Origin of the sequence: Pseudobutyrivibrio sp. C4 (genome assembly GCF_900111635.1) — a bacterium.
Classification (GTDB): Bacteria; Bacillota; Clostridia; order Lachnospirales; family Lachnospiraceae; genus Pseudobutyrivibrio; species Pseudobutyrivibrio ruminis.
The window spans coordinates 765,397-785,198 of sequence record NZ_FOHF01000001.1 but is presented as its reverse complement, the minus strand read 5'-3'; the positions used below and the strand labels follow the sequence as shown (position 1 = coordinate 785,198).

The following is a 19,802-nucleotide window of genomic DNA, read 5'->3' as shown; positions in this document are numbered from 1 at the left end:
TTTTGAAATGGCTAACAAATGGGTCTACATGTTTAGCGAAGGCGACATGACAATGCGCAATCTTTTAGGAGGAAAAGGTGCAAACCTTGCTGAAATGACAAGCATTGGACTTCCAGTACCACAGGGCTTCACAATCACAACAGAAGCTTGTACACAGTACTATGAGGATGGTCGCAAGATTAATGATGAAATCATGGCTCAGGCTATGGAAGGTGTTAAGAAAATGGAGGAGATCAACGGCAAGAAGTTCGGAGATCTTAAGAATCCACTTTTAGTTTCAGTTCGTTCAGGTGCTCGTGCATCTATGCCAGGTATGATGGATACAATCCTTAACCTTGGTCTTAATGATGAAGTAGTTGCAGCTATGATCGCTGGTAACCCAGATCCAGCTTTCGAGCGTTTCGTATATGATTCATACAGACGTTTTATTCAGATGTTCTCAGATGTAGTTATGGAAGTAGGTAAGAAGTACTTCGAGCAGCTCATCGATGAGATGAAGGAGAAGAAGGGTGTTAAGTTTGACGTTGAGCTTTCAGCAGCAGACCTTAAGGAGCTTGCTGAGCAGTTCAAGGCTGAGTACAAGAATCAGCTCGGTTCTGATTTCCCATCAGATCCAGTAGAGCAGTTAAAGCTTGCTATCGAAGCAGTATTCCGTTCATGGGATAACCCACGTGCAAACGTTTACAGAAGAGACAACGACATCCCTTACTCATGGGGTACAGCAGTTAACGTAATGCCTATGGTATTCGGTAACTTAAATAATGAGTCAGGTACTGGTGTTGCATTCACTCGTGACCCAGCTACTGGTGAGAATAAGCTTATGGGTGAGTTCCTTATCAACGCACAGGGCGAGGACGTAGTTGCTGGTGTTCGTACACCAATGCCAATCGCTCAGATGGAGAAGGAGTTCCCAGAAGCATACGCAGAGTTCATCAAGGTATGTGAGACTCTTGAGAATCACTACCATGATATGCAGGATATGGAGTTCACAGTAGAGAACAAGAAGCTTTACATGCTCCAGTGCCGTAACGGTAAGAGAACAGCTCCAGCTGCTCTTAAGATTGCTTGTGATCTTGTTGATGAAGGACACAAGACTCCAGAAGAGGCTGTAGCAATGATCGACCCACGTAACCTTGATACACTTCTTCACCCACAGTTCGAGGCTGCTGCTCTTAAGGCTGCAACACCTCTTGGAAAGGGTCTTGGTGCATCTCCAGGTGCTGCATGTGGTAAGGTTGTATTCACAGCTGACGATGCAGAAGCTTGGGCTGCTAGAGGAGAGAAGGTAGTTCTTGTACGTCTTGAGACATCTCCAGAAGATATCACAGGTATGAAGGCTGCTCAGGGTATCCTTACAGTTCGTGGTGGTATGACATCACACGCTGCCGTTGTTGCTCGTGGTATGGGTACATGCTGTGTATCTGGTTGCGGCGACATCGCTATGGATGAGGAGAACAAGAAGTTCACTCTTGCAGGCACAACATTTACAGAGGGTTCTGAAATTTCTATCGATGGTACAACAGGTAACATCTACGCTGGTATCATCCCAACAGTTGATGCTACAATCGCTGGTGAGTTCGGTCGTGTAATGGCTTGGGCTGACGAATTCAGAACACTTAAGGTTAGAACAAATGCAGATACTCCAGCTGATGCTAAGAAGGCTAGAGAGCTTGGTGCAGAAGGTATCGGTCTTTGCCGTACAGAGCATATGTTCTTCGAAGCTGACAGAATCGCAGCATTCCGCGAGATGATCTGCTCAGATACAGAGGAAGAGAGAGAGGTTGCTCTTGATAAGATTCTTCCTTACCAGCAGGGAGACTTCAAGGCTCTTTACGAAGCACTTGAGGGTTGCCCAGTTACAATCAGATTCCTTGATCCACCTCTTCACGAATTCGTTCCTACAGAGGATGCTGATATCGAGAAGCTTGCAAAGGCTAAGAACAAGTCAGTAGAGGAAATCAGAAACATCTGCGAGTCACTCCACGAGTTCAACCCAATGATGGGTCACAGAGGATGCCGTCTTGCAGTTACATATCCTTCAATTGCTAAGATGCAGACAAAGGCTGTTATCCGTGCAGCACTTGAAGTACAGAAGGCTCATCCAGATTGGAATGTTAAGCCTGAAATCATGATCCCACTTGTATGTGAGGTTAAGGAGCTTAAGTATGTTAAGGATGTTGTTGTAGAGACAGCTGATGCTGAAATCGCAGCAGCAGGCGCTAAGCTTGAGTACGAAGTTGGTACAATGATCGAGATTCCACGTGCAGCTCTTACAGCTGACGAAATCGCTAAGGAAGCTGACTTCTTCTGCTTCGGTACAAACGACCTTACACAGATGACATTTGGTTTCTCTCGTGATGATGCTGGTAAGTTCTTAAATGCTTACTATGACACAAAGATCTTCGAGAACGATCCATTTGCTAAGCTTGACCAGACAGGTGTTGGTAAGCTTATGGAGACAGCTATCAAGCTTGGTAAGCCAGTAAATCCTAAGCTTCACGTAGGTATCTGCGGTGAGCACGGTGGAGATCCATCTTCAGTAGAGTTCTGCCACAAGATTGGTCTTGATTATGTATCATGCTCTCCATTCAGAGTACCAATCGCTAGACTTGCAGCAGCACAGGCAGCTATAGCAAATAAGTAATTCTTCTAAAATTACTATAAAAACTAGGCCCGGCCCCGAAAGGGGCAGGGCTTTTATTTTTGCGAGGGCACGGAATACGATGTACGGGAATAAAGGGCTATTTTTAAATATTTCTACGGGGAAAACATGGAAATTTGCAAAATCCCCGTAAAATTTGAAAACCGTGTTTCTATAAGAAAATGGATTAGGTATAATTAGAGGAAGTTAAATCAACAAATCGCAATTTTTAGAGGCATATTATATTTCAGTTTTACATTTTATGAAATTTAAAAAAAGTATATTGACTCTCACATTATGTGAGGGATTATCGTTGTAGTGAGCTCAAGAGAAAAACATCCATGGAGGTAGAAGCAAATGCTTAAAATAGGCGAATTTTCAAAACTATCCAGAGTAAGCATCAGGATGTTACGTCACTATGATGATATTGGACTTTTGAAACCGGCAGAAATAGATGATTTCACCGGGTACCGCTATTATCGCGAGGAACAGCTTTTTACCATCGGAAGGATCACATCACTGAAGGATATGGGCTTTGCCCTTGCGGATATTATCAAGATCCTTGACAGCTATGATGATAAAGAAAAGATGGATGCCTTTCTGTCAGAGAGGCAGAAGGAGCTTTCAAAGCTTTCCAAAGAAACGGAGTACAAACTGATGCTTCTGGAAACAGCCAGAAAGAGGCTGAGGAAGGAGCAGAATATGAGTTTTGATGTAATTGTAAAAACAATACCGGAGAGATATGCTGCAACTGTTCAGATGGTGGTTCCTCACTATGAGGATGAAGGAATGCTCTGGAATACGATGATGAGTGAGTGCAAGAATCTTGTGCCGGCCGACCCGTGTCTTGCGGCGGCTGAGTTTCTTGATCCCGAGTACAAGGAAGAAAATGTTGAGATCATTGCGTGGATGACCGTGAGTGGTTCTTATAACGATACGGAACATGTGAAGTTTAAAAATCTTCCTGAAGTAAAAGTTGCAAGTTGTATTATTAAAGGCAGCTACGATCAGATGGGTGAGGCATATGCAACTGTGGCATCATGGATTAAAGCTAATGGATATAAAATGAATGGACCTATGTTTAATATCTATCATGTGAGTCCTGCACAGACACAGAATCCTGATGAGTATGTAACGGAAGCTTGTTTCCCTGTTGAGTAAATACTATCTATGCCAAGGAGCTTAAGTGTTCCTTGGCATATTATTGAAAGGAGCGGTCATGGAATATGTTTATGTAACAAAAGATAACCTCGAAGAGGAGCATATTTGCTGCGCGATATCAAATAATAAGGATGCTCAGGTTTCTTCTAAGAAGGCATGGCTCTTGGAGAGGTTTGATGAAGGACTTGTTTTCCTAAAGAGCGTAGAGCGCGGAAAGTGCTTTATCGAATATATCCCGGCGGAAAACGCATGGATTCCGATAGAGGCAGATGGATATATGTACATTAACTGTCTCTGGGTGTCCGGGGCTTTCAAAGGACATGGATATTCTACTGATCTACTTACTGCCTGTATCGAGGATAGTAAGGAAAAGGGGAAAAAAGGGCTTTGTATTCTTTGCGCTTCAAAGAAGAAACCGTTTCTGGCTGATCCGAAGTTTCTGAAGTACAAAGGATTTGTCGTGAGCGATGAAGCTGATAATGGTATTCAGCTTTGGTATATGCCGTTTGATAAAAATGCAAAAGCTCCGGTGTTTAAGGAATGTGCAAAACATCCGCATATAGAAGAGAAGGGATATGTTCTGTACTATACGAATCAGTGCCCGTTCAATGCAAAATATGTCCCAGTTTTGGAGCAGACGGCAAAAGAAAATGGTATTGCATTCAAGGCAATACATCTTGAAAGCAAAGAAGAAGCACAGAATGCACCGACACCGATCACGAATTATGCGTTGTTCCATGATGGGGAGTATGTTACAAACGAGCAAATGAACGATAAGAAATTCTTAAAACTTACAGGAAAGTGATATTCGTATTAACCGGAATACAATGTAGACCGACAAATCGGCAGTTTGTCGAGCTCTTAATTGAATAATGAACATTACAAATGGCAGTTATCGAAAGATAACTGCCATTTTTTACTTTCAAAAAAATAAATATATTTAAAGTTTTGAAAATGCGGCGTAAAAATTTACGTTGCATTTGCGTCGGGTTTAATAGTTTTCGCCTGTAAAAATGTATTTCTACACTAATTGAAAAGACTGCGCGGATATAAATCGAAATATATGCCGATATATGTTAAAATATAATAGAAAAGGAGGCGGATATTATGACTAATGCTGACGCATGGAATTATGCAATAGGTATGATTAAAGTAGACGGTCTAGAGCCAACTAAAGATTTTAAAGAATACATAGAAAAAGAAAAACGTGGTGAAGTAACAATGGAGGATGCAAAGCGTTTTTTAGATAAGAAATATAAGATGAAGGAGTCCACAAATGCGTGATCCTTATCTTTATGAGGACGTTCCTGTACTAAAAAATATTCTTGGTATAAAATCTCAAGAATTGCTGGATGAAGCTGAGGCTGATTATGTTGTATATCGATTAAAAGATGTAGCAATTAATCCATTGCCGGGAGATTATCACACGGAACATTTTCTTAAGATGCATCAGGTTATCTTTCAAGATATATTTGATTGGGCGGGTTCGCCTCGAACTATTTCGATTTATAAAGAGGAAGATGTTTTAGGTGGACAATCTGTAGAGTATTCTGATCCGTTTGATATTGTTTCTGATATTCATCATGTATTGAAAGACATGAGAGAAAAAGAATGGGATGCATTTAATCATGAAGAATTAGCAAATCAATTCTGCGATTCTTTAGCGGCATTGTGGAAAATTCATCCATTTAGAGAAGGAAATACTCGAACTACAATAACTTTTTGCTGTCAATTTATTGAAGCACAAGGAATAATGATTAATCGAAAGCTTTTTGAAGAAAATGCTGGCTATGTTAGAACTGCTCTTGTTGCATACAATGCATTCTTTTCTGATGGAAGTGATTTTAGCAAAAAAGAGTATTTATATAAAATTGTTTATGATGCTCTTTCTGAGCAATAATGTGAACGTTGCAAAAAGTGTCGTAGGATAGCACACCAGCACAGGCAGCAATTGCTAACAAGTAATTAATCAGTAGGATTCCTCCTTTTTAGGTCCAGGTTTTTGTCCGCACCCTCACTGGTCAACTTTTATAATAGCGTTTACAAACAAGCCTATACTCTTGACAATTTAAATCAAGATGATACTATGAATTTATACTCAAGAAAGGCGCTATTTGTAGCGAAGGTGGAGGAATGATAATTAGATAGTTTAATTCGGTAAATGCAAATGAAGTTTTTAGGGCCCAAAAGGTTCTGTTTGTGTATGCCTAATTAGATTATCGTATTCATTTTGAAGCTTTTGCCATGTAGTAAATTTCTACATGATAATAGTGTTATTTTCAAATATGTACGTTAATCTGCTTTAGGTATAGAGCAGATTTTTTTGTGCTTATTTTTAGTAGAGGGGTGATATTTATGGCACAAATACAAGTTAGCAATCTCACTTTTTCCTACGAGGGAAGTGCAGATGATGTTTTAGAAAATGTTTCATTTAACATAGATACAAATTGGAAGCTAGGATTTATAGGGCGTAACGGAAAAGGAAAGACTACGCTGCTTAGACTTTTAATGGGAGATTACAAGTATCAGGGGAGTATTACAAGCAGCACATACTTTGATTATTTCCCTTATAAAATCTCGCAAAAGGATGTGGAAAAGACAGCCAGTGAGTTGCTTGACCAGTGGAAGCCAGGTATTGAAGAATGGCAGGTTTTAGTTCAGATGAACCAGATTCAGATTGATGCTGAATGTTTGTATAGGCCAATCAAAACCCTGAGTCACGGAGAGCGAACCAGAGTTATGCTTGCTGTACTGTTTTCTGGGGAAAATGAGTTTCTTCTCATTGATGAGCCCACTAATCATCTGGATCAGGTGGCTAGGGATATTGTTAAAAACTATCTGGCTAGTAAGAAGGGATTTATCCTTGTGTCTCATGATAGAGATTTGTTGGATGCTGTTTGCGACCATGTATTGGTAATGAACAGAAGGACAATAGAGGTTCAGTCGGGGAATTTCTCAAGCTGGTGGGAAAATAAGGAGAAAAGTGATGCTTTTGCTAAAGCTGAAAATGAGAAGCATCTAAAAGAAATCGGAAAGCTTAAAGCAGCAGCTGATAGAACTGGCAGGTGGGCAGATAAAAGCGAAGGTTCAAAAATTGGTTTTGACCCCATAAAAGAAACTGATAGAAGCATTTCAACGCGCTCATATATTGGCGCTAAGACCAAGAAGATGCAAGCGAGAGTCAAGGCCTATGAAAAGAGAGTAGACCGCGAAATCGAAGAGAAGGAAGGACTACTTCAGGATATTGAAAACGTAGTGGATTTGAAGGTGATGCCATTGGAGTATCATAAAAATATTCTGGTGGATGTGCAGAAGCTTTCACTTTCTTATAAAGGTTCAACACTCTTGTTTAAAGAACTGACCTTTCAAATAAAACAAGGGGACAGAATTGTAATCTCAGGTCATAATGGCTGCGGTAAATCAAGCATTATAAAAGCAATCTTGAAGAATAACGATGAGGATTTTGGAGATTTTGGAAACTTAGAAATAGTAGATGGAAATCTAAATGTGGGTTCAGGTCTGGTAATATCCTACATAAATCAGGACACCTCATTTTTGAAAGGAACTATCGAAGATTTCTGTCAGTACAGAGGCCTAGATAGAAGTCTGTTTTTAGCTATCTTAAGGCAGCTTGATTTCAAAAGAGAGCAGTTCAGTAAAAACATGGAAGACTTCTCTGAGGGACAGAAGAAAAAGGTCCTTATTGCAGCCAGCCTCATAACACCTGCGCATCTTTATATCTGGGACGAACCTTTAAACTATATTGATGTGTTTTCTAGAATGCAGATTGAAAAGCTAATTCTTGATGCTTGTCCTACGATGCTAATCGTGGAGCATGATGCCAGATTTCAGGAAAAGGTTGCCACAGAAGTGATTAGGTTATAAATTAGTTATGACTATTTTCAAAAGAGAAAAAGATTTACAGTTATGAAAGTGAGATATAGTGAAAAAAGTCGTAGGTTAGCACATCACTACAGGCAGCTATCGCTAACAAGTAATCTGAGATTACTACACTGCGTTGCATAAAATGAAATAATTGGGCTCAGCCCCTTGGCTTTTTGCCGGGGCTGGGCCTTTTTGGTTATTGTGGGCTGTTTGTTGGAGGGGACTATTGGGGATAATTCCGGTCAAATTCAAGTTAAACTCTATAAAATGCATCCCAAATGTTGGACTTGTTGTTTTGGGATGCATGCATATAAGTTGTAATTTTGTATTATGCATCCCAGAGGAGAATTATGTGTTGTTGGGATGCATATGATTTGAGTTGATTTTAGTGATTTTCATCCCGTAGGTGTTTTTTGATTTTTGGGGATGCATATGTATAGAGACTATTGTTTAAGTTAATGCATCCCATAAGCAAGTTTTTGAGATTTGGGATGAAAAAGTATTTGGCAGTATGCATCCTGAATACGCATTATCGATATACGGGATGCATTACTGCTAAAAAACTGCTTCTAGCACTGCTTGAGAAGATGCTGTGTGGCGGTTCTTGAACGCCAGATTGAAGACGTACAGTTATTATTTAAAAGATACATTTTTTAACTGTATGGAAATGCCTAGTTGGAATAGTTTTGAAAGCATTATGACGATATGACAGAGTGTTGCTACTCATGATTAATATTCTGTATAGCAATTTTGTGGAAATAATACACACTAGGAGAGATTTTTTGAAACGGATACAGTTGTTTTCTGAAAGAATACAAATATAACTGTATGATTGATAAAAATATTGCAACAGGACTGCTTAAATATCAGGAATATCGATTTGGTATTCCGTGACGACTAAGGATTCTGTATAATTAAAGGCAGTGAAATATACAAATTAGAGTTTATGGGGCGAGGAAAAACTATGAAAAAATATAAGATAGCAGCAATTATCATGATTATTCATGGCGGATTCATGGAACTGGCTGGTGTGCTATGTATGATACCTGCCTTGTTACTAGGAAATGATAAGTTTGATATTGGAAAGTTTTTTGAATTCAAGCTTCAATAATTCCAAGATAATATCTGCATAATAACCATTACGCTGATGATGTTTTTATTGCCAGCCGGTATTATGGATGGAATTCTTGCTGGAAGTGCATTGATATTGATTTTAATGGGATTTTATGGTGATAGAAAGATAATATGAATACTATAGATGCAATCAAAAACAGACATAGTTATCGTGGAAAATACACTGGAGCAAAAGTGCCTAGAGAGGACCTGGTTACCATCTTGGAAGCAGGGCTTATGGCTCCGCCTAAAAAGAGCTTTGAAGAGAGAGCATGGTTCAATTCTTTTAACGGTAAATAATTGTAGAGGATGTTAATTGCATAAAATCCAGTTTGTAGGAGGCATGTGCTATGAAAGTTTTAATCATTAACGGTCAGAATCATCATGGGTCGACGTACCATATTGGCAAAGAGTTGGCAGACAAAATCGGCGGCGAGACAACGGAGTTTTTCCTTCCCAAAGATTTTGGAGAATTCTGTATTGGATGTACCAATTGCTTTGTAAAGGGGGAAGAGCACTGTCCACATCATGAAAAACTAAAGCCAATCGTCGAGGCTCTTGATGAGGCGGATGTTGTAATTCTAACAAGTCCTGTATACGTGATGCATGCATCCGGCTCTATGAAGGCGTTTTTGGATCATCTTGGTTATCGCTGGATGGTTCATCGTCCTGAGGAAAAGATGTTTAAAAAGCAGGGTGTTTGTATCAGTACTGCAGCCGGAGCAGGAATGAAGTCTACCAATAAGGACATGGCAGACAGTCTTTTTAACTGGGGAATTCCGAAGATATATAAATATGGGATGGCAGTTGCTGCTACCGGTTGGGAGGAAGTTTCCGAAAAGAAACTGGCTAAGATCCATAAGGACCTGGACCGACTTGCGACAGATATCAAAAACAATCATGGTAAAGTGAAGCCGGGAATGAAATTAAAAGGCTGGTTTATGATCTGTCGAATGATACAAAAGAATGGATATAACCCTTTGGATATGGATTATTGGAAGCAAAAAGGTTGGACGGAGGGCAATCGCCCTTGGAAGGCTTGATGGGCCTTGGAAGCTTTATGATGGAGATTGCCTTAGAGCAGGCCAAATAGTTTGAGTTGTTCAAATGATGAATTATATATGAAGAGAGAAAAAATGAAAAAAATACTTAGAATTACAGGGAAGATTTTATTACTACTATTAATAGTGTTAGTTGTTCTTATTGGTGGAATTTTTATCTATAACAAGATTATGCTTGTATCTGAAGAGGCGCTAATAGAGAAACCTATTGGGCAATATGTCGAGGTGGATGGTCACAAGATGAATATATACGCCGAAGGCGAAGGAAAACATACACTTCTTTTCCTTTCAGGTTCTGGAACAGCTGCGCCGGTTCTTGATTTTAAAAGTTTGTATTCTCTTTTGAGTAGCGATTATAAAATAGTTGTTATTGAAAAATTTGGATATGGGTTTAGTGATGTAGTTGATAGTGAGAGATCCTTTGAAACAATTCTTAGACAAGATAGGGAAGCACTCACCAAGGCAGGAATAGAAGGCCCGTATATTCTTTGTCCACATTCTATGTCAGGAATTGAGGCAATAATGTGGGCTCAAAATTATCCGGATGAAGTGGAAGCTATTGTTGGTCTTGATATGGCACTTCCGAGAGCCTACGATAATTGGGACTGGGACAGCACGATTAAAAAGGAAAGGCTTGCAGCTTTTGCTCGTGAACTAGGAATAGTTAGGTTTTTTTATTCTGATAGTCAGCTTCCAGAAAAACTTACAGACAAAGAAAAGAAGATTTATAGGGCGCTTGCTGCAAGTAAAGCAGTAAATACTTGTATCATAAATGAGGGTTTGGCAATTCCGGATGCAGTAACAGAAATTGATAGAAAGCCCAAGCCTGATATACCAATGCTTATGTTTGTATCAGATGGACATGAAACAGGTGTTGAAAATTGGATAGAGATTCAAAATGATTATATTTCAGATCTTACAAATGCAGAAGTTATAGAACTGGATTGTGGTCATTATGTACATAATTTTAGGCAAGATATAATAGCTGAGAAACTCGTAGAATTTATTGAAGAAGATTCAGAGGAAGAGGTAGAGATGATATTACAAATTGATGGAAAAGAAATACCAGTGACCTGGGAAGATAATGCATCTGTGGATGCCTTGAGTGAACTTGCAGCTAATGGCCTAGAAATCCAGATGTCTATGTACGGTGGATTTGAGCAGGTGGGCTCCATTGGCTCAAGCATTGCCAGAGATGATAAGCAGACCACCACAAGTGCCGGTGATATCGTGCTCTATTCAGGCAATCAGATTGTTGTATTCTATGGCTCTAATTCATGGGCATACACCAAGCTTGGTAAAATCAATCTGTCTGAAGATGAGCTGACTGAGTTATTAAGTAATGGGGATGTGACATTGACATTGTCTCGATAATATGGATTTCATAATGCACAATATACACTAGGCAAACTCATCAGTATTTGTTGGGGAGAAGGTACTATAAAAATGCAAAAAAATGGATCTGTGAAAGTTGGTAATACAGTCATGTATTATGTGGCCTTCGGAGAAGGAAAAAAGAATCTTGCAGTTTTACCTGGCTTGTCAGATGGATTGTGGACGGTAAAGGGAAAGGCTATGCTTCTGGCAGGTTCCTACAAAAGGTTTTTCAAGGATTATACTGTTTACATGTTCAGCAGGAAGAATGAGATTCCAGAGGGGTATTCAATAGAAGAAATGGCAGATGATCAGGCAATAGCTATGAGGAATCTTGGGATAGACAGGGCAATGGTTATGGGGGTATCCCAAGGAGGGATGATTTCTCAATATCTGGCGGCGAAGCATCCCGAGTTAGTTGAGAAATTGATTCTCGTGGTCACTGCACCATATGCCAACGAAACAATAAAAAACGTAGTTACGAAATGGATAGAAATGACCCGAAATGCTACTCATACAGAGCTGATGCTGGATACAGCGGAGAAAGTTTATACAGAGGAATTCAACGAGAAGAATAAGAAGTATTTACCATTTCTGGCTAGATTTACAAAGCCTAAGAATTATGACAGGTTTTGCAAAAACGCATATGCGATATTAAACTTCGACGCAAGACCGGTTTTATCAAAAATAAAATGTCCTACATATATTATGTCTGGCGACAGTGACAATACAGTTGGAAATGATGCTCCTTATGAGTTAAAGGCTGGGATTGAGCACAGTGAGATGCTTATCTTTGTAGGCTTGGGCCACGGATTGTTTGAAGAGGATAAGGATTTTTACAATAAAGTATTTGAGTTTTGTGAAAGATAAATTCGGGTAAATCGGCAGTTTGTAGAAAAAGGCTTAACGAATGAGAGGAGACTTCTGTCGGTTTTTCCGATAAAAGTTGTGAAGGAGTATTTATGGTAAAAAAAATAGTTAGAGATCCACTGTTTTTACAACAGAAGTCTGAGCCGGCCACAGAGGCTGACGCGCAGGTTATAGTGGATTTAATTGATACATTAAAAGCAAATTTAGATAGATGTGTGGGCATGGCTGCTAATATGATTGGCGTAAAAAAGCAAATCATAGTTGTGGCTGCAGGGCCTTTCATTTTCCCGATGGTCAATCCGGTGATTACTGCCAAGAGCGGTAAGTATGAGACAGAGGAAAGCTGCCTGTCGTTGGACGGTGAAAGACCATGCGTTAGATATAAGGAAATAGAAGTGGACTATCTTGATCAAAACTTTAAGCCTCAGCATGGCAAGTACAAAGATTTTACAGCACAGATTATACAGCATGAAATCCAGCATTTTAGCGGGGAATTAATCTAGTTATAGTAATATGATTTAAGAGGACTTTATTAAACAACAACTGGAGGATGAGATGGAAGATTTGAAAGCCGGTGAGTTAAAAATGACAGTATCATCTGTTTGCAGGAGTGAACAGGGGGATAAGTATGCGTTTGTTACATTTCAGGATGGTGTTAGGACAGCTGAAGGGAAAATTCCTGACTGTAAAATATTAAAAAATGATGGGTTTGCAGAGATTGAAGTGCAGCAGTTGGAAAGATATTTAAAAGAACACCTTACAGAGCTTAAAAAAATGGCTGCTTCCATAGATATTTTTTCTGCTTTCAAAGGTGAATAAAAGAAGCATTTATATTTATTACTAATCCTTTCAAAAATAGGGAAAAGCTTATGCTTGTTACTCGCTTTTCTCTCAGAGTGAATAGTGCCACAAAAATGACAACTAGCCATTGCTAGATGTCATTTTTTTTGTTAGACTACCCACTTTATGAGAGAAAGGATATTAAAAACATGAAAGGATTGAACTCTAATTACACTCGAGCGGGCCACCAGGCCTGTAGTATTATTTTAATCACATCATTATTATTAATATTGCATTGCTATTGCTATCTCAGAAGCTATGCCATGGAAATGGTAGAGGAAGAAGCGATAATTGTTGAAGAAGAAATAGCAATGAAAAGCACAGAAATAATCTCAGAAATTATTGAAGATGCTGGAAGCTCTATAGAAGAAGTTGAAGAAGAAATTGAGGAAGTTGAAAAAACTGTATATGAGATTCCTAGTAGCTATGTAAATCCTGTATCTGGAAACACAGTTAGCTACAAGGGTGGAAAAACCATCGAGCGTTCAAGCAAAATCACATATGGTGATTTAGGAGATATTAATGACTTAGCTGAACCTGATAGCGATGGCTTTATGAAGCTGGACGATAGATATTTGATTGCAGTCGGAAGTAGATTTGATACAGCGGCTGGTCAGTACATCGATCTCGTTCTTGAAAATGGAGTTATTATTGAATGCATAATGGGTGACGCAAAAGCAGATGTAGATACAGATTCAACAAACACATTCACATATAAATCAAGCTGCTGCAGCGAATTCATTATCGATGAAGCATCAATCCGCACCGATATTTATGAAAGAGGAAATGCTTCGCTTAAATATGAATCATGGGATTCGCCAGTTGTTAGTGTAGTTGTCTACGATCAGTATTGCGAAATGTAGACAATTGAAAAATAATGGGGAAATTGGTAGCATAACAATAGAATGCAAATAAAGGGGGCTAACAGAATATTGTTATGGGGTTTAATATTGGACCAGTAAGACTGACAGAATTATACCGAAAGAAATATGATGCTTTTACAGAAAATTTGGGATTAGCCATAGCAGAAGGCAAGAAGATTACATTTGCAGATAATGACATAACCAATCTTTTAAAGCTTCAACATGAGCGCATCATGGATAAGGGCCTTTCGATTGATTATGAGGTTACCGACAAAGAAGAAGCAGACGAATTAGATTTGGGCCCAATGGTTCTTAGCGATTGGAAAGATGCTCACTATCAGAATTACGTTTGTCTTGAGGAATATGATGTAAAACGAACTGTGAAGCAGGATGGCAAAAAGCAATACAGCGACCGCAGACACAACACTCTTCATACTGTCATTACAGATGTGACAAGCGGAATAAGAGCTGATTTGGAACCTTGTACTTGCCCCAACTGTGGCGCAGTAAGTACCATTTCTAGATTGGTGGATGGCTGTCCATATTGCAAAACCATGTATAAGATGGACGATTTGTTCCCACGTATCACCAGATATTATTTTACCGAGGACGCTGCTCCAAAGGAGCGAGAAGACACCAGGCTTCGCGGAAAGGTGTTGCTTGGCGGATTAATTTTGGGATTCATTATCGGTGCAATCTTGAATCTGTATTCCATGAATGTATACGACGATGAATATAATCTTTTTGAACATTTTGTCGTAACTATTTTTGGTATGCTGATTACTTACTCAGCCTTTTGCGTGCTGGATGTTTTAAATCTTATACGCAGGGGTATAGTTAATAATGCAGGTAAATGGGGCACGGCAGGTACACATGGCAAGTTCGAACACATGATGAAGGCATATAGCCCAGAGTTTTCCTTCGATTATTTTTCAGGAAAGGCTTTATCTCTTATTAAGACTGCCGTGTATTCAAAAGATGAGCAGGATTTGCTTTTTTACAAGGGACCAGCTCTCGATAAAAGATTCAAAGATATTATCGACATGAACTATGGCAATGCCATGAAGCTTATTAGCTTTACGGAAAATAATGGTTCGGTGACCGTTGCCATGGATGTGTTCTTTGATACGCTGTATGCTTTTGATAACAAAATTAAATACAAGCACGAAAAATACAGAGCCGTATTTCGTAGAAGAGTAGATATTCCGTTGAACCTTCAGTTTTCAATGACACGAATATCTTGCCCTAAATGCTCTGGAAGTTTCAATGCAGTCCTCAACAAGAACTGCCCATTCTGTGGAACTGAATATGATATAGAGTCCCAGGATTGGGTATTGTTGGAGCTTAGTCAATACAATTAACGAGGAGTAATTGAGCTATGAACAAAAACGAAAGCAAGTATTTTAAATCGGCAGAAAAGATGCACACTGCACTTATTTTATTAATAGATGAAAAGGATTTTGAATTGATTACTGTTAAAGAGATATGTGAAGTGGCAGGGGTTAACAGATCCACATTTTATCTGCATTATGACAATACGAATGATCTTCTAAAGGAGACCATTGAAGCAGTTTATAAAGATTTCTTTGGCAGGTTTTCTGCAGAGGGACCTAAGGAAGTTAATATTGCTGATAAGACTGATGAGGAACTGTTTTTGGTTACGCCTAAGTATTTGATGCCATATTTGGAATTTGTGGAGGACAATCGCAAGCTCTTTCTTATTATGTATGAAAAGAACGAGATGATGGGGGCCGAGAAAACCTACGAGAAATGGTTTACAGATATTTTTGGACCGATACTTAGTAGGTTTGGAGTATCTGAAGAAGAACAGCCATTCATCATGATATTCTATTTGAATGGTATCATAGGTTTGATTAACGAGTGGCTGGCTAGGGATTGTGCACAGTCGAAAGAGGAAATAATTAGCATAATTCAAAAGTGCATTTTGAGGCCTGCGCATTAGCAACTAAAACTAAATAAATGAAAATACAACACTTTTCATGAATCGTGTTGGGACCTTAGTCCCTGAAATCAACACTTTTCGTGGAAAGTGTTGTTCTGTTTATAGAATCTTTTTCCTATAATCACATCAAGCTCAAAGCAAGGAGCTGAAAAATGAAAGTGATGGAGGTAAAGATAAATGAGCAAGAAGATTTATTTAGTAACAGGTGCAGCAGGTTTTTTAGGCAGCACAGTATGTAGACAGCTTATTGATCGCGGCGAAAATGTAAGAGCGTTTGTATTGGCTGGAGATAAATCGGCACAATTTCTTCCAAAGGAAGTTGAAATTGTATACGGAGATCTTTGCAACAAGGATGACTTGGAAAGATTCTTTACTATTGAAGATGATGCTGAAGTAGTGGTACTTCACATTGCTAGTATTGTTACCGTAAATCCGGATTACAGCCAAAAGGTTATGGATGTAAATGTGGGCGGAACAGAAAACATAGTAGAAATGTGTAAGTCACATAAGGTATCTAAGCTGGTTTATTGCTCTTCAACAGGAGCTATTCCAGAAGAGGAAAGAGGAACAATCAGAGAATGCGAAGGTTCTATTCCACTTGATCCAGAGAGAATCAAAGGTTGTTATTCAATGTCAAAAGCTATGGCTACAAATGTAGTACTGAAGGCAGCAACTGATGGATTAAACGCATGTGTAGTTCATCCTTCTGGAATCCTTGGACCAGAAGATTTTGCAATGGGCGAAACAACAAAGACACTTGTAGATATCATCAACGGCGAAATGCCAGCTGGAATAGATGGCAGCTTCAATTTATGTGATGTAAGAGATTTGGCAGACGGCGTTATTGGAGCGGCAGACAAGGGAAAGAGTGGAGAGTGCTATATTCTTGGAAACGAGCCAGTCAGCTTTAAAGATTTCACCAAGCTTGTCTCAGAGGAAAGCGGCTGCAAGCCATTGAAATTCTTTTTGCCAATTTCAGCTGCAAATTTACTTGCAAAGATGCTTGAAAAGAAGGCTAAGAAAACAGGCGAAAAGCCGCTTATGACTACATTCTCTGTATACAATTTGGCAAGAAATAATCGATTTGATTCAAGTAAAGCAGCCAAGGAACTTGGCTATACAACCAGACCATATAGAGAAACTATTCGTGATGAAATCAGATGGTTAAAAGACACAGGAAAAATAGCGTAAAAATATCAATTATAAATGGAGGAAAACAAGATGAATAATTTAGACAAAGTATATGCAGAAAGTATTGCAAAGGACTATATGCCAAGGGAAACAAGCAAGGTGCGCCAGCTGAAGAAGCTTGATGACAAAGCAAAAAAGCCAGCATTTATTACAGCTTTATCGGTAGGTATAGTAGGTGCTTTGATTTTAGGAACCGGAATGTGCTTTTCTATGGGCGTGCTTGGATCTGGCATAGCAGCAATGGTATTTGGAATAATTCTTGGAATTATAGGAATTGCAATTTGCATCATTAACTATCCACTATATTTAAAACTTTTGAAAAAGGGAAAGTCTATGTATGCATATGAAATTATAGAGTTAGCAAAAGAAATAACTGAAGAATAATAGTAGGAGACAACAAATTCCAGATAGTGTGAATATTTTTCTTTATTTATGAAGCCATAACATATAGAATAGAAACAATAATTAAAGAGAGTAGGGGGAATAAGTCGTGGTTTTTGAAGAAAAAGAAATCATATTGAAAGATGGAAGAAAATGTAAGTTGCGTTCCATTGATAAGAGCGATTCAGCAGATATGATTGAATATTTACGCATTGTCTCTGGTGAAACTGAGTTTCTGCTTCGTTATGCAGATGAAGTGAAATACACTATTGAGGACGAAGCTAAACTTCTTGAGGGCAAGCACAATGCTCCTAGGGAAATAATGATGGCAGCTGAAGTAGAAGGAAAGCTTGCAGGCACATGTTGCATTATGACAAAGGGAGAGATTCGCAGAATTCGTCATCGTTGTGATTTTGCAATAGCATTGGCGCAGGAGTTTTGTGATGCAGGCCTAGGAACTGAAATGATGAAGTATTCTTTATCTCTGGCTAAAGATATGCGATATGAGCAGGTTGAGTTAGGTGTAGTTGATGGCAATAATCGAGCAAAGCATCTTTATGAAAAGATGGGATTTGTTGAAATCGGCAAGACACTAAAGGCACTGAAGTATGATGATGGTAGTTACCGCGATGAATATCTTATGGTGAAAATGCTATAGGATGCACAGGAGAAGGAGAATATATGAAAAAAGTACTGAAAGTGTTAGGGTGCGTTTTGGTTTTAGTCATCTGCGTGGCTTTGATTGCACTGGGAATTACAGGCATTCGCACAAAGCTTACGCAGGATGATTATTCCAGTGTATATACAGATGAAAAATATCAGACTCCTGTGGGGGCTGAAAATGTTGAGGTAATTACCCAGGATATTTCCTGCGGATATGCTGTAATTGAAATGTTTTCAGCCTGGAATGGTGGCGATATTACAGAAGAAAGTTTGTATGACCAATATGGCAAGGTTGTCACTTCTACAGGAAATAAGTTTTGCCAGGAGATGAATAAACAGTTTCCTGAGTACAAAACAGAGATTCACAAGTATGTGAAAAACACCGAGTTCATCGACATCATGTACAATACTCTGGCAGCTGGAAAGCCTGTTCCATTTGAATGGGCAGCTTTGTATGGAGACGAATGGACTTTGCATTATTCATTGATTGTCGCTGCAGATATTCCAAACGACAAAATCACTGTAGCCAATCCATACGGCTACTACGAGGAGCTTACACTGGAAGAGCTACTGGAGCGAACCAGCTTCCAGGCATACGAAAATATGCCACTGTTTATGAGGATGGGATTCGCCATTGGATTGTTTGAGAAGAATACAATTTATTCGGTTGAGTAGGTTTGGTGCTCTGTAGATTGATACATTAATGTGGATTCATAATTCGTGACTTGAGGAGAAATTTAGTTAAGTTAAAATATGAAAACCTATTTTTCACTTAAAAAGTGAATTGGCAGTTAAGTGAATATGGGAAGAATAAAAATAAACTTAAAATAAGTTAAAATATTTTAGATAGAGTTAAGTCAATTATTAGATAATCAAAAATTAACTTAGTAAACAGTGTGATTGAGTTAAGTTTATTTTGCTTATTACATAATAAACTTAAGAAGCGGAGATTTTAGGATGAAAAAGTTAAGTTTATTTTGAGATATTTTTAATACACTTAATGCCATGTTTCATTTTTAAGTGAGATTAAAAAATTTTTAGATTCACTTAACTTTTATTCAATTTGCATGTAAGTGAATTTGGGGATTTCAGTAATTCACTTAACTTGGCTCCAAAATGCTATCTAAAGACTCATTAATCCATCCTGAAGCTAGCAGATAGAGCTTGATAATTGCTAGAAATAATAAATCACTAGAAAGAAGCTACAAATTATAATGGAACAAAGAACAATAGACACAACAAACATAGCTGACGCTATAAAAATATACAATTCAAATACAGATTTTTTAATTCATCATTTAGGGGAAGATCATATAGATGAAAACTTCCTTAAAAATGAGCTTGAAGAAATGCAGGCCCATGGTTTTACATCTAACTATATACTTGTAGACAATGAGCCCATCGGCATCCTTGACTATATGATAAATGGTGAAGGATATGTTTATCTTTCTCTGATGATGATTACAAAGGAAAAGCAGAAAAATGGCCTAGGTACAGCTGTTTATAATTTCTTTGAAGAAATGATACGTAATTCTGGAGCACAAATTATTAGAATTGATGTAGTTGATGACTATGAAAACAATGTTCTTCCATTTTGGAAGAAGTTGGGATTTGAGGCAAAGAGGCGGGATGAATTGACTTGGGGTAATAAGAAATCATCAGTCTCAGTTATGGAGAAGGTATTATAAAATGCCCTACGTATATTATGTCAGGTCACTGCGATTGTACAAAAACGTCTTAAAATGTTACACTTAGAAGTAGCGTCTTGAGACGTTTTTTCTTATGCAAAAGGCAGA

The 19,802-nt window shown here is 38.6% G+C and carries 21 protein-coding genes; all 21 read left to right on the top strand.

What is annotated here, in order from left to right:
• Positions 1–7 precede the first annotated feature (7 nt).
• On the top strand, positions 8–2,644 hold the full coding sequence (gene ppdK / locus BMY66_RS03725; protein WP_074788889.1) for a pyruvate, phosphate dikinase: 2,637 nt from the start codon (positions 8–10) through the stop codon (positions 2,642–2,644).
• 354 nt (positions 2,645–2,998) lie between these two features.
• A complete protein-coding gene (locus BMY66_RS03720) occupies positions 2,999–3,802 on the top strand; it encodes a MerR family transcriptional regulator (protein WP_090394165.1) in 804 nt (267 codons plus the stop codon).
• Positions 3,803–3,860: 58 nt separating this feature from the next.
• Entirely contained in the window at positions 3,861–4,607 is a 747-nt protein-coding gene (locus BMY66_RS03715) for an N-acetyltransferase (RefSeq protein WP_090394164.1), read from the top strand.
• A gap of 302 nt (positions 4,608–4,909) precedes the next feature.
• Positions 4,910–5,086 carry a hypothetical protein gene (locus BMY66_RS03710; protein WP_176757607.1) on the top strand — a complete coding sequence of 59 codons (177 nt, stop codon included), beginning with the start codon at positions 4,910–4,912 and terminating at the stop codon, positions 5,084–5,086.
• The gene (locus BMY66_RS03705) at positions 5,079–5,702 is read left to right on the top strand and encodes a Fic/DOC family protein (RefSeq protein ID WP_026504805.1); all 624 of its coding nucleotides are present in this window, start codon (positions 5,079–5,081) and stop codon (positions 5,700–5,702) included. The genes BMY66_RS03710 and BMY66_RS03705 overlap by 8 nt, the downstream gene beginning before the upstream one ends.
• Before the next feature lie 455 nt (positions 5,703–6,157).
• Complete coding sequence (gene abc-f, locus BMY66_RS03700) at positions 6,158–7,687, top strand: ribosomal protection-like ABC-F family protein (protein WP_090394163.1); 1,530 nt, start codon at positions 6,158–6,160, stop codon at positions 7,685–7,687.
• 964 nt (positions 7,688–8,651) lie between these two features.
• Positions 8,652–8,798: a hypothetical protein gene (locus tag BMY66_RS13685; protein ID WP_177175569.1), complete on the top strand. Its 147-nt coding sequence runs from the start codon at positions 8,652–8,654 to the stop codon at positions 8,796–8,798.
• Positions 8,799–8,932: 134 nt separating this feature from the next.
• Positions 8,933–9,100 carry a nitroreductase family protein gene (locus BMY66_RS03695; RefSeq protein ID WP_090394162.1) on the top strand — a complete coding sequence of 56 codons (168 nt, stop codon included), beginning with the start codon at positions 8,933–8,935 and terminating at the stop codon, positions 9,098–9,100.
• A 50-nt stretch (positions 9,101–9,150) separates the two neighbouring features.
• Entirely contained in the window at positions 9,151–9,843 is a 693-nt protein-coding gene (locus BMY66_RS03690) for a flavodoxin family protein (protein ID WP_090394161.1), read from the top strand.
• Between the two features lie 93 nt (positions 9,844–9,936).
• Positions 9,937–11,235, top strand: coding sequence for a cyclophilin-like fold protein (locus tag BMY66_RS13910; protein WP_242942670.1), 1,299 nt, complete (start codon positions 9,937–9,939; stop codon positions 11,233–11,235).
• Positions 11,236–11,307: 72 nt separating this feature from the next.
• Positions 11,308–12,105, top strand: coding sequence for an alpha/beta fold hydrolase (locus BMY66_RS03680; RefSeq protein ID WP_090394160.1), 798 nt, complete (start codon positions 11,308–11,310; stop codon positions 12,103–12,105).
• 92 nt (positions 12,106–12,197) lie between these two features.
• Positions 12,198–12,608 (top strand): peptide deformylase, encoded by a 411-nt coding sequence (locus BMY66_RS03675; protein ID WP_044933766.1) that lies wholly within the window; start codon positions 12,198–12,200, stop codon positions 12,606–12,608.
• Positions 12,609–12,660: 52 nt separating this feature from the next.
• Positions 12,661–12,924 (top strand): hypothetical protein, encoded by a 264-nt coding sequence (locus BMY66_RS03670; RefSeq protein ID WP_044933767.1) that lies wholly within the window; start codon positions 12,661–12,663, stop codon positions 12,922–12,924.
• A 284-nt stretch (positions 12,925–13,208) separates the two neighbouring features.
• A complete protein-coding gene (locus tag BMY66_RS03665; protein WP_090394159.1) occupies positions 13,209–13,808 on the top strand; it encodes a hypothetical protein in 600 nt (199 codons plus the stop codon).
• 74 nt (positions 13,809–13,882) lie between these two features.
• A complete protein-coding gene (locus BMY66_RS03660; RefSeq protein WP_090394158.1) occupies positions 13,883–15,169 on the top strand; it encodes a hypothetical protein in 1,287 nt (428 codons plus the stop codon).
• 17 nt (positions 15,170–15,186) lie between these two features.
• Complete coding sequence (locus tag BMY66_RS03655; protein ID WP_090394157.1) at positions 15,187–15,771, top strand: TetR/AcrR family transcriptional regulator; 585 nt, start codon at positions 15,187–15,189, stop codon at positions 15,769–15,771.
• 177 nt (positions 15,772–15,948) lie between these two features.
• A complete protein-coding gene (locus BMY66_RS03650) occupies positions 15,949–16,962 on the top strand; it encodes an NAD-dependent epimerase/dehydratase family protein (RefSeq protein ID WP_090394156.1) in 1,014 nt (337 codons plus the stop codon).
• A 30-nt stretch (positions 16,963–16,992) separates the two neighbouring features.
• Positions 16,993–17,346 (top strand): dihydropteridine reductase, encoded by a 354-nt coding sequence (locus BMY66_RS03645; RefSeq protein ID WP_090394155.1) that lies wholly within the window; start codon positions 16,993–16,995, stop codon positions 17,344–17,346.
• A gap of 106 nt (positions 17,347–17,452) precedes the next feature.
• A complete protein-coding gene (locus tag BMY66_RS03640) occupies positions 17,453–18,001 on the top strand; it encodes a GNAT family N-acetyltransferase (protein ID WP_090394154.1) in 549 nt (182 codons plus the stop codon).
• A gap of 23 nt (positions 18,002–18,024) precedes the next feature.
• Positions 18,025–18,681, top strand: coding sequence for a hypothetical protein (locus BMY66_RS03635; protein WP_090394153.1), 657 nt, complete (start codon positions 18,025–18,027; stop codon positions 18,679–18,681).
• A 539-nt stretch (positions 18,682–19,220) separates the two neighbouring features.
• A complete protein-coding gene (locus BMY66_RS03630) occupies positions 19,221–19,694 on the top strand; it encodes a GNAT family N-acetyltransferase (RefSeq protein WP_090394152.1) in 474 nt (157 codons plus the stop codon).
• Positions 19,695–19,802 lie beyond the last annotated feature (108 nt).

What these genes read in the sequence shown, in the direction of transcription:
- BMY66_RS03690 (WP_090394161.1), top strand. Translation starts at nt 9,151, where the DNA reads ATGAAAGTTTTAATCATTAACGGTCAGAATCATCATGGGTCGACGTAC.
- BMY66_RS03670 (WP_044933767.1), top strand. Translation starts at nt 12,661, where the DNA reads ATGGAAGATTTGAAAGCCGGTGAGTTAAAAATGACAGTATCATCTGTT.
- BMY66_RS03650 (WP_090394156.1), top strand. Translation starts at nt 15,949, where the DNA reads ATGAGCAAGAAGATTTATTTAGTAACAGGTGCAGCAGGTTTTTTAGGC.
- BMY66_RS03720 (WP_090394165.1), top strand. Translation starts at nt 2,999, where the DNA reads ATGCTTAAAATAGGCGAATTTTCAAAACTATCCAGAGTAAGCATCAGG.
- BMY66_RS03715 (WP_090394164.1), top strand. Translation starts at nt 3,861, where the DNA reads ATGGAATATGTTTATGTAACAAAAGATAACCTCGAAGAGGAGCATATT.
- BMY66_RS03665 (WP_090394159.1), top strand. Translation starts at nt 13,209, where the DNA reads ATGGAAATGGTAGAGGAAGAAGCGATAATTGTTGAAGAAGAAATAGCA.
- BMY66_RS13910 (WP_242942670.1), top strand. Translation starts at nt 9,937, where the DNA reads ATGAAAAAAATACTTAGAATTACAGGGAAGATTTTATTACTACTATTA.
- BMY66_RS03710 (WP_176757607.1), top strand. Translation starts at nt 4,910, where the DNA reads ATGACTAATGCTGACGCATGGAATTATGCAATAGGTATGATTAAAGTA.
- BMY66_RS03635 (WP_090394153.1), top strand. Translation starts at nt 18,025, where the DNA reads ATGAAAAAAGTACTGAAAGTGTTAGGGTGCGTTTTGGTTTTAGTCATC.
- BMY66_RS03680 (WP_090394160.1), top strand. Translation starts at nt 11,308, where the DNA reads ATGCAAAAAAATGGATCTGTGAAAGTTGGTAATACAGTCATGTATTAT.
- BMY66_RS03675 (WP_044933766.1), top strand. Translation starts at nt 12,198, where the DNA reads ATGGTAAAAAAAATAGTTAGAGATCCACTGTTTTTACAACAGAAGTCT.
- ppdK (WP_074788889.1), top strand. Translation starts at nt 8, where the DNA reads ATGGCTAACAAATGGGTCTACATGTTTAGCGAAGGCGACATGACAATG.
- abc-f (WP_090394163.1), top strand. Translation starts at nt 6,158, where the DNA reads ATGGCACAAATACAAGTTAGCAATCTCACTTTTTCCTACGAGGGAAGT.
- BMY66_RS03655 (WP_090394157.1), top strand. Translation starts at nt 15,187, where the DNA reads ATGAACAAAAACGAAAGCAAGTATTTTAAATCGGCAGAAAAGATGCAC.
- BMY66_RS03660 (WP_090394158.1), top strand. Translation starts at nt 13,883, where the DNA reads ATGGGGTTTAATATTGGACCAGTAAGACTGACAGAATTATACCGAAAG.
- BMY66_RS03645 (WP_090394155.1), top strand. Translation starts at nt 16,993, where the DNA reads ATGAATAATTTAGACAAAGTATATGCAGAAAGTATTGCAAAGGACTAT.
- BMY66_RS03695 (WP_090394162.1), top strand. Translation starts at nt 8,933, where the DNA reads ATGAATACTATAGATGCAATCAAAAACAGACATAGTTATCGTGGAAAA.
- BMY66_RS13685 (WP_177175569.1), top strand. Translation starts at nt 8,652, where the DNA reads ATGAAAAAATATAAGATAGCAGCAATTATCATGATTATTCATGGCGGA.
- BMY66_RS03705 (WP_026504805.1), top strand. Translation starts at nt 5,079, where the DNA reads ATGCGTGATCCTTATCTTTATGAGGACGTTCCTGTACTAAAAAATATT.
- BMY66_RS03630 (WP_090394152.1), top strand. Translation starts at nt 19,221, where the DNA reads ATGGAACAAAGAACAATAGACACAACAAACATAGCTGACGCTATAAAA.